Annotated in this window: 8 protein-coding genes; 7 read left to right on the top strand and 1 reads right to left on the bottom strand. The window is 64.4% G+C overall.

Annotated features, from left to right (window positions below; all coding sequences use genetic code 11):
- The first annotated feature begins 111 nt into the window (after positions 1 to 111).
- Together FG486_RS12380 and FG486_RS12385 are read left to right on the top strand one after the other, a co-directional pair.
- A complete protein-coding gene (locus FG486_RS12380; RefSeq protein ID WP_181267716.1) occupies positions 112 to 747 on the top strand; it encodes a response regulator in 636 nt (211 codons plus the stop codon).
- Positions 737 to 3,721 carry a sensor histidine kinase gene (locus tag FG486_RS12385; protein WP_181267717.1) on the top strand — a complete coding sequence of 995 codons (2,985 nt, stop codon included), beginning with the start codon at positions 737 to 739 and terminating at the stop codon, positions 3,719 to 3,721. Before FG486_RS12380 ends, FG486_RS12385 begins: the two co-directional genes overlap by 11 nt.
- 9 nt (positions 3,722 to 3,730) lie before the next feature.
- Here the strand turns inward: FG486_RS12385 and FG486_RS12390 are convergent, their stop codons facing one another.
- Entirely contained in the window at positions 3,731 to 5,455 is a 1,725-nt protein-coding gene (locus FG486_RS12390) for a DUF885 family protein (RefSeq protein WP_181267718.1), read from the bottom strand.
- Positions 5,456 to 5,977: 522 nt separating this feature from the next.
- Here FG486_RS12390 and FG486_RS12395 point away from each other — a divergent pair.
- From FG486_RS12395 to FG486_RS12415, 5 genes are all read left to right on the top strand, one after another.
- On the top strand, positions 5,978 to 8,776 hold the full coding sequence (locus FG486_RS12395) for a TonB-dependent receptor plug domain-containing protein (RefSeq protein WP_181267719.1): 2,799 nt from the start codon (positions 5,978 to 5,980) through the stop codon (positions 8,774 to 8,776).
- A gap of 139 nt (positions 8,777 to 8,915) precedes the next feature.
- The gene (locus FG486_RS12400; protein WP_181267720.1) at positions 8,916 to 11,099 is read left to right on the top strand and encodes a S9 family peptidase; all 2,184 of its coding nucleotides are present in this window, start codon (positions 8,916 to 8,918) and stop codon (positions 11,097 to 11,099) included.
- A gap of 1 nt (position 11,100) precedes the next feature.
- Entirely contained in the window at positions 11,101 to 12,774 is a 1,674-nt protein-coding gene (locus FG486_RS12405; protein WP_181267721.1) for a DUF885 family protein, read from the top strand.
- A 9-nt stretch (positions 12,775 to 12,783) separates the two neighbouring features.
- On the top strand, positions 12,784 to 13,263 hold the full coding sequence (locus FG486_RS12410; RefSeq protein ID WP_181267722.1) for a DUF3830 family protein: 480 nt from the start codon (positions 12,784 to 12,786) through the stop codon (positions 13,261 to 13,263).
- 13 nt (positions 13,264 to 13,276) lie between these two features.
- Positions 13,277 to 14,176 (top strand): bile acid:sodium symporter family protein, encoded by a 900-nt coding sequence (locus FG486_RS12415; RefSeq protein WP_066278516.1) that lies wholly within the window; start codon positions 13,277 to 13,279, stop codon positions 14,174 to 14,176.
- Positions 14,177 to 14,271 lie beyond the last annotated feature (95 nt).

Genomic DNA, 14,271 nt, shown 5'->3' on the forward strand with positions numbered 1-14,271 from the left:
TGAAGTCTCGCCCCGATTTTGGGTGCTTCGAAACCCGCCCCAGTCGTGATACTCACGGAGGGCGGCCCGGCGAGGCTGCCAGGTACCTTCCAAGAGGCAGGATTTTCCCCGATGACCGCTGCCGATGCAGCCCCGATCCGCATCCTGATCGTCGACGATCACCCGATCCTGCGCGAAGGCGTGCGGGCGATCATCGAGCCGCAGCCCGACCTGGAGGTGGCAGGCGAGGCGACATGCGGTGTGACAGCGATCGAGCAGTTCAGGGTGCTGCTGCCCGATGTCGTGCTGATGGACCTGCGCATGCCGGAAATGGGCGGAGTCGAGGCGATGCAGGCGATCCGCGCAATCAGGCCCGACGCGCGCATCCTGGTGCTGACCACCTATTCGGGCGATGCGATGGCGATGGCGGCGCTGCGCGCGGGCGCTGCGGGTTTCCTGCTCAAGAGCAGCCTGCGCCGCGAACTGCTCGGCGCGATCCGATCGGTGCATCGCGGGCAGCGCCACCTGCACCCCGATGTCGCGCAGGACATCGCTTTGCACGCGATCCAGGAGCCGCTGACACCTCGCGAGATCGAGGTGCTGCAGCTGATCGCCGGGGGCCATCCCAACAAGCAGATCGCCTGGAAACTCGGCCTGGCCGAAGAAACGGTCAAGTCGAACATCAAGAGCATTTTCGGCAAGCTTCAGGTCCGCGACCGCACTCATGCGGTCACCACGGCGGCCAAGCGGGGCATGATTGAGCTTTGACGGCCTCCGGCTGAAAGGGCTGCGCGCTGGCCTGGCATTGCTGCTGCTCGCCGTGCTCGCCCCGCTCTGCGGCGCGCAGCCGATGGCGGCAGAGGCCGACCCGTCGCTGCCGCTGCCGGGCTACAAGCTGCACCACTGGTCGCTTGAGGAAGGCTCGCCGAGTCGGATCAACGCGATCGCCCAGTCGCGCGACGGCTTTTTGTGGATAGGGGGCGTCGACGGCCTGTTCCGGTTCGACGGCATCCGCTTCGAACGCATTGGCCCGCGCCCGACCGATCCCGACCGCATCGTGGTCGCACGGCTGCTCGCGGCGCGCGACGGGACGCTGTGGATCGGCCTCGCGCGCCGCAAAGGCATGATGGTCTGGCACAATGGCAGGCTCGCCGATGCCGGCATGCCCAACCCCTCGCGCGAGGTAAGCGATATTGCGCAAGGGCCCGATGGGGCGATCTGGGTCACCCGTGGTGGGCGCGGGACCCAGTCGCTCGCGCGCTGGCATAAAGGGCGCTGGACCGAGTTCGACACGCGCTCTGGCCTGCCCGAAAAGCCCGCCTGGAACCCGCTGTTCGCGCGCGACGGGACATTGTGGCTGACGATCGAGGACGCTGTCTATCGCAAGGCCGCGAATGCCGATCGGTTCGTGCCCACCGGGATCACCACCGAGCCGCGCGCGACGCTGGCCGAGGCACCCGATGGAACGATCTGGCTGACCGAAAAGACGCGCACACGCCCGATTGCCAGGAACGGCCAGGTGATCCGCGACAGCTCCGGTTTTGCCATTCCCTTCGGCATCCGCACCGTGTTCGACCGACAGGGCGATCTGTGGATTGCCACCTGGAGCGACGGCGTGTTCCGGGTCCGCACGCCCGCCAGCCCGACCCGGACCTTGGCGCATCTCACGACGCGCAACGGGCTGCTGTCTGATCCGGTGCGTGCGGTGTTCGAGGATCGCGAGGGCAATGTCTGGATCGGCGGCGAGATGGGGCTGAACATGGTCCGCAAGGTGCCGATCAGCCCTGCGCTGGGCGTGCCCAGCGACCCTGCGACCAACCGCATGCTGGCCACGGACAGCGCCGGCCATGTCTATGCCGCCAACGACACGACGCTGTTCGAAATCCGACCCGGCGAGCAGGCCAGGGCGATTTTCACCTCGCCGACCGTGATCGAGGCGATCTGTGCGGCGCGGGGCGAGGGCATCTGGATCGTACTGCGCGGCAAGGCCATGCGCTGGGTGGGCGGAAGGATCGGTGCAACCTCGCCGCTGCCTGACAGCTTCGCTGCCAATTCGTGCGGTGAGGATGCGGACCGGCGGCTCTGGCTGCCCGCGCTGCAAAAGGGGCTGTTCGTGCTCGAACGGGACAGGGCGCGTGCCTGGCCGGGGGTGGTCGGCAAGACGCATATTCCCGGCAATGTCGCGATCATGGCCGATGGGCGCGCTGCCATCCATTTCCGGGGAGAAGCACCGGTGGGCAATAGCGCGTTGCCGTTCGTGGCGCTGGACGACAAGGCGGTGGCCAGCGATGGCATCGAAGGGCTGCTGCCGGGCAGGCGCACCCTCTTTACCAGCGGTGCGGCAGGGCTGGCTGCGCCGCTGCTGCCGGGCAAACCGCTGCTCGATTCCGGTCGCTATCCCTGGGCGAGCTCGATCAACGGTATGGTGCAGACCGAGGCAGGGGACACCTGGACCATCGGCGACCTGGGCGTGGTGCGGCTGAGAACCGCCGATCTCGACCGCGCGTTCGCCCGGCCCGGTGCTGTTGTGCCCTATCGGCTGTTCGACTTTCGTGAGGGCCTGGGCAGCTTCGCCCAGAAATCGTCCGGCGCGCAGATCGTCTCGGGAAGAGACGGACGCATCTGGTTTGCCACCCGCGACACGATCGAAACCGTCGACCCTGCGACCTTCGTCCGCAACGACCGCCCGCCCGACAAGATGATCCGCGCACTGACGGTTGGCCAGCAGACGGTGATGGCGCGGCCAGGCATCCGCCTGGACGCCAATGTCACCGCGCTCGCCATCGAATATACCGCCACGGTGCTTGCAGCGCCCGACCGTGCGCGCTTCCGTTACCGGCTGATCGGACAGCAGGATCAATGGATCGATGCCGGGCCGCGCCGGACGGCAACCTTTTCGGACTTGGGCCCCGGCGACTATCGCTTCGAACTCATGGCCGCGAACGAGGATGGGGTGTGGAGCCGCGAACCTGCCGTGCTCGAATTCACCATCGCGCATGCCATCCACCAGACATGGTGGTTCCGCTCGCTTGCGCTGCTCGCGCTTCTGGGCTTGCTTTATCTGCTCTACACCCTGCGCCTGCAGCAGGTCAGCAGCCGGGTGCGCGTGCGGATGCTCGTGCGCACCAGCGAGCGCGAACGGATCGCGCGCGAGCTGCACGATACGATGATTCAGGGTGTGCAGGGACTGATCCTGCGTTTTCAGGCTGTTGCAGACCGTTTTGCGCATGATCCCGAGGCCCAGGCGATCCTGCAGCCGGCGCTTGAACGCGCCGAAGAGGTGCTGGTCGAAGGCCGCGATCGCGTCACGGGGCTGCGCACACCGCGGTTGCGCGATTTCTGCGAGGAACTGGCCCGGCTGCTGGGCAACGGCATGTATCCGCAGGACCGGATCGCGCCGATCCAACTGACCCAGATCCCGCGTCCGATCGCGCCCGAGATCATCGACGACCTGCTGGCGGTGCTGGGCGAGGCGCTAAACAATGCCGTGGCGCACTCGCAGGCGAGCCGGATCGAGCTCGGCGTGCGTTTCGGCCGATGGACCTTCGGTGCCTATGTCCGCGATAACGGCATCGGGATGCACGAAACGATCATCTCCGATGGCGGGCGCCCGGGCCATTTCGGGCTGCTCGGCATGAAGGAGCGGATCGAGGCGATCGGCGGCAAGCTGATCGTCGAGAGTGCGAACGGCTTCGGCACGGTGGTCGAACTGCAGATCCCCGCGCGCGTCGCCTATGCCTGATCCCGCTCGTCAGCGCGCAGAACGAGCCGTACCCCCGCTACCGTCCGTGGCCATGGCCTTGGCGAGCGGAACATGGGCCCACAATTTGCCGACCTCGTCGTCCAGCCCGGTCAGGTCATAGCGCAGCAGCGATACCGGAAGGCGGCCCGTGTTCATCAGATAATCGTGAAAGTCCTTGATCCGGAACGCATCGCCCAGCTGCCGACGCCGGTCGACCAGCATTTTCTGCAGCTGCATCGCGCCGATCGTGTAGGTCATGCCATAGCCCGGGGGACGACGGATATAGATGCCCGCATCGACCCGCGCGACATCGTCGTCGAGATAGGGCGTCCACTCCTTCCAGAAGGCCATGGCCTCACCGACCGTCATCTCGTTGCGCTGCATCTTCACGTCGCCGATCGTGCGCGCGGCGCGGAAAAGGCCGAAAATGTAGATCAGCTCGCGGGTGCGCGGGCGGTCGTCGAACAGCCCCAGTTGCAGCGCCTGTTCCTCCAGATAGAAGCCCCAGCCTTCGGTGCGCCCGCTGTCGCTGATATGGCGGCGGATCGGGTGCGTCACCCGCGCGCCGGTCATCCCGTCGAAGCGATGGCCGGGAAAGGTCGCGTGAAGATGGTCGGGCGAGGCGTCGCGGAACTGCACCTGCTCCCAGAACATCGGGCCCTTGGGTCGCACGACCCAGGGAGCATTGAAGCCGACCGCCTGATAGGTGCCTGGAATGTAATCGGGGATCGTGATGATGTCCTCATCGCGCAGCCAGGCGCGAATCTTGGCGTCGGTGCCCGCGAGCTGGGCCTCATATTCCTCGCCACTGGTCGGCAGCTGGAGTTCGGGCAGCTTGCGGTTGCGATGACGCTCGGTCGCATAGTTGGACCAGTGCCGCTCGAGCTCGCGCTCGGCCAGGGTGACGATCTCGTCCGAATCATAGGGCATCAGCCTGACATGGTGGAGGAACCAGTCATAGGCGGGCTTGCCGACGCCCGCCGCTGCCGTCATCTTCGGCCGCCCGGCCACCAGCCAGTCGCGAAAGCCCGCGATCGCGGCCTGAGCCGCATCGATATCGGGCAGCAGATCGGGCTGCTGCGTCGCGGCGCGCGCGCGCAGATCGGCGAACCAGCCGATCAGCCCTGCCGGCTCGACCGCGCGATAGGGCATGCCATGGCCGACCCCGTCGCCGTTCGAAAGGCTGTGAATGGCAAGATCGGCATAATCCGCCGCAACCGAATCGAGGTTGATTCGCGCCTGGGCCAGATAGGCCGGGATTGCGCGGATGCGCGCCTTGAACGCCTCGCTCTGGTCAGGCTTGAGCGGCAGGTCGGTATAAGCCAGCCGCTGCAGTTCATCGACATACATGCCCGGATCGCGCGCCCAGGGCTTGGTGATGTTCAGCGTGAAATCGGCAAGGTCCATCTGCGCGCGAACGGCAAGATAATCGACCTGCTGATGCCGGTCCCAGCGGGCGACCGCAAAGCCGGGCAACTGGGCCTGGAATTCAGCCAGTTCGGCGCGGCGCCTGGCGACGGTCTGAGGGCTGTAATCGACAATGCCGTTCACCGCCTTGGGCGTTTTCCACGCGTTGAAGCGAGCGAAGAGTGTTTCGAAATCGGCATAGAATCCGGTGCCATTGGGCGGACCTGCAGGTTGCGGTGCCGCTGCGGCAGGCGCCGTCTGGGCCAGCGCGACGCTGCCGGGCGCGGCGAGCAGAATCGCAAGAGTCGCAAGAGATGTCAGGCGCATGGGACGGTCTCCTTTCCCCATTGCCGGCACGGCGCTCTGGCCGTTGCGCGGCATCGATCGCTTAGAACGAAAAAAGCGTGAATATGGGTATAGTGTGGCGGTCGCCCGAGCTCGTCAAGCGCTGAATTGATGCTTTCGAGGCAACGGTTGCAAGGGCCTGGCGCAACAGTGGAGGCACGCCGCCGGAATCGCTCGTGATCCACTGCGATGAGACCGTTCGTCGAAAAAAATCCTACTTTTAACAATATCATGCTGATTGAACCGTACAGCGCTGCTCCCCTCGGCGCGGGAGGGGCTCGCAACCGAAAATTATGCAAACTGGCCCTGAAAGATATTTTTCTTCCAGGGCGATTGACGGCTTTGCGACAATATGCTCAAAATCACGCAACTGTTCACGGGAATGATCGATCATCAGATCGGCGGTCGTGACGTTCGCAGGCGAGCGTTCATATCAGGGAGTTCAAAATGGTCATGAAGCGGGTTGGAATTCAGCGAGCGGCATTGAAGTGCGGATCGGCACTGATGCTCACTCTGGCAGCGACGAGCGCGGCTTTCGCGCAGGATCAGGCGGCGGATCAGGAGCAGGCCGATGGCGAGGCGACCGATTCGATCGTCGTCACCGGTTCGCGCATTCCGCGCCCCGATGTCGAATCGAACAGCCCGGTCAATGTCATCGGCGAAGAGGAAATCAAGCTTTCGGTCACCGTCGAAAGCGAGCAGCTGCTCAATGCGCTGCCGCAGGCCGTGGCCGGGCAGGGTGCGCAGTCGAACTCGGGCAACCTTTCGGCGACCGTCAACCTGCGCGGTCTGGGCGCGGTACGCACGCTGGTGCTGCAGAACGGCCGCCGCATCGTCGGTGCGTCGCAGGACGGCGTGGTCGACTTGAACCTGATCCCGCCCTCGCTGGTGTCGCGCGTCGAGGTTGTGACCGGCGGTGCATCGGCGGTCTATGGTTCGGACGCGATGGCCGGTGTCGTCAACTTCGTGATGAAGGACGATTTCGAGGGCTTCGAGGTCGGCGGCTTCTACGGCATCAGCGATGAGGGCGATGCCGCGCGCTACAATCTGGAATTCACCGCCGGCGGCAACTTCGCCGATGGCCGGGGCAATATCGTCTTTCACGGCAGCTATTTCGACCGTGCGCAGCTGGTCGGTGCCAAGCGCGACCATGCGATCGTGTTTCTCGCCGATGCCGTCGTCAACGGCCAGCCGACACTGGTGCCGGCGGGCAATGGCGTGACGCCGCAGGGCACGATCTTCTCGCCCCAGCTGGTGGGTCTGCGCGACCGCGCGGGCACGGCGATCGGTACCGCAGGCATCTTCTTCGCGCCCGAAGGCTGGCGCGCCTATCGCACGTCGGACGGCTTCAACGACCGCGTGTTCACCAACCTGCAGATGCCGATGAAGCGCTTGCAGGCGTCGGTTCTGGGCCATTACGACATCAACGATTCGGTTACCGCGTTCTGGGAAGGTTCGTACGTCCAGAACAAGATCAACTCGACCCTGGGTGCGGTGCCGATGAGCAGCTCGGGCTTCATCCCCGGTTTCCAGCTCGATCTGCGCAACCCCTATCTCGACCCCAGCCTGCGCGAATTCCTGCGGGTGAACCTCGATCAGGACGGCAACAATCTGGTGCCGGTCAACATCAACCGCCGCCTGCTCGACGGCGGCAACCGCACCAGCGACCAGACGCGCGATTTCTATCGCATCGTGCTGGGGCTGAAGGGCGCGCTGACCGATCGCCTCAACTGGGAAGTCTTCTACAACCAGGGCGAGAACAAGATCGTCGACAAGCAGGGCGGCGGCGTGCTGATCGACAATTTCGCGAACAGCTTCCTGACCAACCCGGCCAATCCGTTCGATTGCGCCGTGGCGGATCCGCGCTGCGTCACCATCAATCCGTTCGGCTTCGGGTCGCTGACGCCCGAGATGCTGGCCTATATCTCGACCGACCTGACCAATATCACCAACCTCAAGCAGAGGCAGATCGGTGGTAGCGTTACCGGCACGCTGTTCTCGCTGCCGGCGGGCGATGTCGGCATCTCGGTCGGCGCAGAGTACCGCAAGGAAAGTTCGCAGTTCGATCCCGACCAGCTTTATGTCCAGGGCAAGGCGCTGTCGCGTTCGGCAGGTCTCAGCCCGACCGGCGGCTCGTTCGATGTCGCCGAGCTATACGGCGAAGTCTATGTGCCGATCCTTGCCGACACCCCCGGCTTCGAGCTGCTGGCGTTCGAAGGCGGCGCGCGCTTCTCCGACTATTCGACCGCGGGCAAGGTCTATTCGTACAAGATGGGCGGTGAATGGTCGCCGTTCCGCGGCCTCAAGTTCCGCGGTCTCTACCAGCGTGCAGTACGTGCGCCGAACGTGGTCGAGCTGTTCTCGGGCGCGACCAACACCGCGCCGCAGGCGGTCGACTTCTGTAATGCGGATGCGGGACGCACCCAGGCGGAGCGCGACTTCTGCGTCAATTCGCTCGGTGTTCCGGCCAGCGTGATCAACGTCTTCCAGCAGGAAAACCAGCAGATCCGCGCTGTCACCGGCGGCAACCCGAACCTGCAGGAAGAAACGTCGGACACCTGGTCGGTCGGCGCGGTCATCCGCCCCGAATTCATCCCCGGCCTCCAGCTCACGATCGATTATTACAACATCAAGATTGACGACGCGATCGGATCGTTCGGTGGTGGCCTGCAGTCGGTGATCAACGCGTGCAACGCCAACCTGTCGCTGACCAACATCTTCTGCCAGCCGCTGCGCAACCGCACGCCCGACGGCCAGCTGATCGACGTGCCGCTGCTCAACGCCAATATCGCCAAGCTCGAGACCTCGGGCGTCGATTTCCGTCTCGACTATCGCTATCAGCTGCGGGAAGGCAGCAGCCTCAACTATTTCATTGCGGGCAGCTATCTGATCGAGGCGATCACGCAGGGCAGTCCGGTGGCCGCACCGGTCGACTGTGCCGGCTATATCGGCGGCGGCAGCTGCACCACGGCCAACCCGACCTGGCGCATCACGCAGCGTCTGACCTGGGATGTGGACAATTTCCAGATCTCGCTGCGTCACCGCTTCCTGCAGTCGACCAAGGATGGGCGCATTGCTGGGGCGATCGCGTCGGGCACGCCGGCTCCGCTGCTGGCGCGACCCGAGACGGGTGACGTCCATTATTTCGACCTCAGCGCCAATCTCAACGTGACCGAGAAGTTCCGTTTCTATGCCTCGATCGACAATCTGCTCGATCGCGATCCGCCCTTCTATCTGTTCGAGCGTGAGACGTTCGACGCGATCGGACGGCGTTTCACGGTTGGCTTCACCGCCAACTTCTGATTGCTAGCGCAAGGGCCGCAGCGGCATCATGTCGCTGCGGCCTATGGGCCGCCTTGTTAGGCGGCAGATCCAGACTGGGGTTGGGTTGATGAAGCGGATGGGTGCGTTGCGGTCGGCCATGGCAATGGCGGCCTTGCTGATGGCGTCGACGGCAATGGCGCAGGATCGGCCCTGGCCGCATGCTCCTGTGCATGGTGGGGCGGAAGTCGCCGGAACCTCGCTGTCGATCGACGAGCTCTATCAGCCGAAGAGCCTGATCGGTACTTCGCCCGAAGGCTATAGCTGGTCGCGCGATGGCGGCACCGTGCTGTTCCTGTGGAACGACGAGGGCTACAGCTTCCGCGACATCTGGTCCTATTCGCCGCGCACCGGCAAGAAGACGCGGCTGACCTTTCTGGGCCGTGACAGCAAGCCCGAGGCTGAAGCCAAGGGTATCTCCCAGGCGGTGATGCTCGACGATGGCCGCGTTGCCTTCACGATGGGCGGACAGCTGCATATCCGGTCCGCTGATGGCACCATCACCAAGATCGAAAGCGACAAGCAGGCGATCCGCAAGCTCGTCCTCTCGCCCGATGGCAAGAGCCTGGCCTTTATCGCGGGCAATCCTTCCGACGCGCGCAATCGCGTCACCATCGGCGGGGTGCTCTGGGTGCGCCCGAGTGCCGCAACCGAGGACAAGGCCGCTCGCCGCGTCGCCGGGTCGGATGACCCCAAGGTCTATATCGAGGACTATCACTGGTCGGACGACGGCAAGGCGATCGCCTTTCAGCAGGCCGATGACCGCGCGATGCCCGAGCGTGATATCTTCTACCACGCCAAGGGCGAGCAGCAGAACAATCGCGTCATCCGCGCCTTTCCCGGCGACGAGACGACCAAGGCAAGCGTCGGCCATGTCGATCTGGCATCGGGCCACGTCCGCATGTTCGAGCGCCCCGATGCGAAGCACCATATCTGGGGCTTCGGCCTGTCCGGGAATGGAAAGAGGCTTTTCGTCAGCGGTTCGGACATGGAGGCCAAGGAGCACACCATCTATGTCTATGACGTGGCGAGCGGTGCGCGCGAGACCTTCTACCAGCTGCGCGAGGACAAGCATCTGCGCCCCGACTGGCAGGTGGCCTGGGCGCCGGGCGATGATGGCCTGATCATCCTGACCGATCGCGATGGCTGGCTGCATCTCTATCATCAGCGCGCCGCCGGACAGGCTCCGCGTCAGATCACCAGCGGCAAATGGGAAATCGCCAATTTCGAGGTCGATGCGGCGCGCGGCCAAATCTATTTCACCGCCAACAAATCCTATCTGTCGGATCGCCAGATCTATCGCGTGCCGGTGGCCGGCGGCGCGGTCCAGCAGGTGAGCGGTTCGGCAGCGGGAACGCACGAGCCGGTCTATGCGCCCGGCTTCCGCCATATCGCCGACTGGTACAGCAATGACAGCACGCCGCCCGAGCTGTTCGTCATCGATACCGCGAAGCCCGCCAAGCCCGTTCAGGTGACCAAGTCGCCCCAGCCCGAATTCTACAGGCAGACCTGGGCGAATATCGGCTATGCCGAATTCCCCAGCCATGTCGACGGGGTGAACCTGGTCGCGCGGATCAGCCTGCCGGCCAATTACGATCCCGCGAAGAAATATCCGGTCATCGTCGGCTCGGTCTATTCGGATGCGGTGCGCAACCAATGGGGCGGCAGGCGCGCGCACCCGACCTGGGGGCTGGACCAGTATTTCGTCTCGCAGGGCTATATCGTCCTGAACGTCAATGTGCGCGGGTCATGGGGGCAGGGGCGCGACCACAACCAGACCCAGCTGCACAGCTATGGCGAGACCGATATCAACGATCTGGAAAGCGGCGTCCGCTTCCTGATCGAGAAGGGCTATGCCGACCCGAAGCGCATCGGACTGTGGGGGTCTAGCTATGGCGGGCTGATGACGATCATGTCGCTGTCCAAGAAGCCTGGCGTCTATGCGGCGGGAATTGCGGGTGCGCCTGCGACCAATGTCTGGCATGCCTATCCGGCGCAGATGTGGATCATGGGACCGCCCGATGGACCGGACATGCCCGCGCGCTACGAGGCGCAATCGGCGCTCTATCAGGCCAAGGGGATCAAGGATCCGCTGATGATCATTCACGGTACGCGCGACCCGGTGGTGCTCTATTCGGACACGATCGCGCTGGCCGAGCAGATGATCGACCGCGAGCAGATGTTCGAGCTGGTGACGCTGCCCGGCGGCAACCATGCCTGGGCCAGCGACAATCTTCGCCAGGCGCGCTTTGCCTTCAAGAAGATGGCCGAGTTCTTTGACCGCAATGTCAGGAACAGGAAATAAGATGCTGAAGACGTTCGTTTCTGCGGTTCTGGCAGGCGCGATGCTTGCAGCGGCTCCGGCAGCGCTGGCGCAGGCCGAGGTGCAGCAGCTGGGGGCCGATTTCTGGGCCTGGCGCGCGACCACCCAGCCCGCGACCAGCGACGACATTCCGCGCATCGTGCGGCCCGAAGGCTGGACGCCCGACTGGTCGCCCCGCGCCGTGGCAGAGCAGCGCAAGGCGCTCGCGAATTTCGAGGCCAAGTGGAGGGCACTGGCGGACAAGCCGCAGACCGTCAGCGAGAAGGTCGATTACCGGCTTGTCGGTTCGGCGCTGTCGCGCGTCCACTGGGAGCTCGACCATGTCGCCGCGTGGAGACGCCAGCCGCATTTCTATGTCGCACAGGCGCTGGGCCCGGTGTTCGAGATTCTGCTGCCGCCGCCGCCGGTCGAGGCCGCGCGGGTCGAGCAGGTCATCCGGCTGCTCGACAATGCGCCTGCGGTGCTGGCAGCGGGCCAGGCCAATCTCGACGACATGCGCGGACCCTTTGTCGATGCGGCGCTGGCGCAGATCGCGATCGTCCCGGACAGCCTGAAAGGCATGGCGAGCGGCCTTGCGCCCCATGCAGATGCTGCCCAGCGCAAGCGGCTGGATGCGGCCGTAGACAAGTCGATCAAGGCGTTCGCCGCATTCGAAACCTTTCTCAAGAATCGTCGCGAGGCATTGCCCAGCCAGACGGCGGTGGGGGGAGAGAGCTATCGCTTTTTCCTGAGCAACGTAGCTCTCTACCCCTATACCCCCGAACAGCTTGCCCAGATGGGGCGACAGGAATGGACCCGTTCGGTGCTGTTCGAGGAGCTCGAGCGCAACCGCAATGCGGGCATGGCAGAGCTGCCGATCGGCGCTTCGATCGATGCCGTGGTGGCCAAGCTCGCTTCGGACGAGCGCGACATTCGTGCGTTTCTGAAGGACAAGCGGCTGCTGACCGTCCCCGACTGGGCCGGGCATTACAACGCGCTGCCGTTTCCGGCCTATCTTGCGCCGATCGGGTGGTTGGGGCGCACCTTCGATCTCACCGACCGTACGCGTGTCGGCCAGAACGCGACGGTCTACCTGCCCGATCCGTCGCCCAATCTTGGCTATTTCAACCTTTCGATCGCGCGCGACCCCAGGCCGATCATCGTGCATGAAGGCGTGCCGGGGCATTTCTTTCAGCTGACCCTTGGGTGGAAGCACCCCAATCCGCTGCGCCGCCATTATTATGACAGCGGGGCGAACGAAGGCACGGGCTTCTATGCCGAAGAGATGATGCTGCAGGCGGGGCTCTGGGACAATGCGCCCAAGACGCGCGAGATCATCTACAATTTCGCCCGCCTGCGCGCGCTCCGCGTCGAGGTCGACGTGAAGCTCGCCACCGGGGAATTCACCATCGCTCAGGCCGCAGACTATCTGCGGGCGATGGTGCCGATGGACCGCGAGACCGCGGAGGAGGAAGCGACCTTCTTTGCCGCCGCGCCCGGCCAGGCGATCAGCTATCAGATCGGCAAGATCCAGACGACCGAGTTCCTCGCCGAGGCGCGGGTGCGCGAGGGCAAGGCGTTCGATCTCAAGCGGTTTCACGACTTTCTGTGGCTGAACGGCAATGTGCCGATCGCGCTGCAGAAGGAAGAATATCTGGCCATGGTCGCCGGACAATAGGGGAGCGATATGCGCATCATCAAACTGGTCGAGCCGCAATCGGGCCTGTCCGCCCGCTGCCGGTTACTCGACGACGCTGCGCCGGTTTCGGCTGCTTTCCTCTGGGACCTGGCGGAACGCAAGGCCGGGTTCGAGGCGATGCACGCGATCTGGACCGGCCCCGAAATCTCGGTGCCGATGCCGGCGAGCACGCTGCCACAGGGCATGGCGCAGCCCGCCATACCGGCGGAGAACGCCACTTCCTATCCGGAGGCAGGCGACATCGTCCTGGCCTATCTGGCCGCCGGCAGCACCAAGGGACTGCCGCCGGGCGATTTCTATGACATCGGCCTGTTCTACGGGCAGGGCGGTCGGCTGCTGATGCCCTTTGGCTGGATCCAGGCCAATGTCTGCGCGCGCATCCTCGACGAAGATCTCGCCAAGGCGCAGGCCGATTGCCGCACCATCCGCCGCAATGGCGCGTGCACGCTGTCGCTCGAAACCGCCTGAGGACAGCGCGCCCATGACCTATGCCGATCTCATGGCCCTTCTGGGCAACTGGCTGCTTCCCGGATCGCTGATCGCGATCATGGCCTCGATGGGCCTGTCGCTGACGGCAGACGATTTCCGCCAGGTGTTCCGCAACCGCCGCGCGCTGATCTTCGGGGTGTGCTCGATGCTGATCGTGCCGCCCGCGATCGGCCTGACCCTGGCGCTCACTGTCGCGCCGACGGCCGCGCTCGCGGTCGGCTTCGTGCTGCTCGCGACCACGCCGGGCGGTATGCTGTCGAACTTGTTCACCGACATGGCGAAGGGCGATCTGGCATTGTCGATGTCGATGACGCTGATCCTCAGCATGATCTACATCTTCGTCGTGCCTTTCTACGCGCATTTCGCGCTGCTGCATTTCATGGGGCTCGAAGCCGATGTGAATGTGCCGCTCGCCTCTTTCTTCTGGGACATATTCTCGATTACCGTGCTGCCTGCTGCCACGGGCTTTGCGGTGCGCGCCTGGCAGCCCGGCTTTGCCCTGTGGTTCAAGCGCTATCTGAAGAACGTCGCGACGATCGTGCTGTTCAGCTCGTTCGCGGTCATCCTCTACGATCAGGTGCCGGTGCTGCGCGAAAATCTGGGCGCGCTGTTCTGGATCACCGTCGCGCTCAACGTGCTGATGGTCGCGGTGGTGATGACCATCGTGCGCTTTGCCGGCTTCACCCATCGCGAGAATGTCGCGATCGGCATCGAGCATCTGATGCGCCAGGAAGGCACCGCGATCTTCATCGCCGTATCGATTGTCGGCAATAACGAGATGTCGCTGCCGATGATCATGAACACGCCGGTCGCGCTGTGCGTCGTGCTCGCCTTTGTCGCCGTCGCGCGGCGCGTTGGCCCCGGCCCCGAACGACAACCTGCCACCGTCTGACCGTTTCGACCTTTTCACCGCCCTCGACTGGGCGAACAGGATAGTTGCCACCATGAACCTGATCCCATCGGCAGGCTTGAAGCGGGACATTCGCT

The organism is Blastomonas ursincola, from assembly GCF_013607875.1.
GTDB classification, from domain to species: Bacteria; Pseudomonadota; Alphaproteobacteria; order Sphingomonadales; family Sphingomonadaceae; genus Blastomonas; species Blastomonas ursincola.

What these genes read in the sequence shown, in the direction of transcription:
- FG486_RS12390 (WP_181267718.1), bottom strand. Translation starts at nt 5,455, where the DNA reads ATGCGCCTGACATCTCTTGCGACTCTTGCGATTCTGCTCGCCGCGCCC.
- FG486_RS12405 (WP_181267721.1), top strand. Translation starts at nt 11,101, where the DNA reads ATGCTGAAGACGTTCGTTTCTGCGGTTCTGGCAGGCGCGATGCTTGCA.
- FG486_RS12400 (WP_181267720.1), top strand. Translation starts at nt 8,916, where the DNA reads ATGGCGTCGACGGCAATGGCGCAGGATCGGCCCTGGCCGCATGCTCCT.
- FG486_RS12380 (WP_181267716.1), top strand. Translation starts at nt 112, where the DNA reads ATGACCGCTGCCGATGCAGCCCCGATCCGCATCCTGATCGTCGACGAT.
- FG486_RS12395 (WP_181267719.1), top strand. Translation starts at nt 5,978, where the DNA reads ATGCTCACTCTGGCAGCGACGAGCGCGGCTTTCGCGCAGGATCAGGCG.
- FG486_RS12410 (WP_181267722.1), top strand. Translation starts at nt 12,784, where the DNA reads ATGCGCATCATCAAACTGGTCGAGCCGCAATCGGGCCTGTCCGCCCGC.
- FG486_RS12415 (WP_066278516.1), top strand. Translation starts at nt 13,277, where the DNA reads ATGACCTATGCCGATCTCATGGCCCTTCTGGGCAACTGGCTGCTTCCC.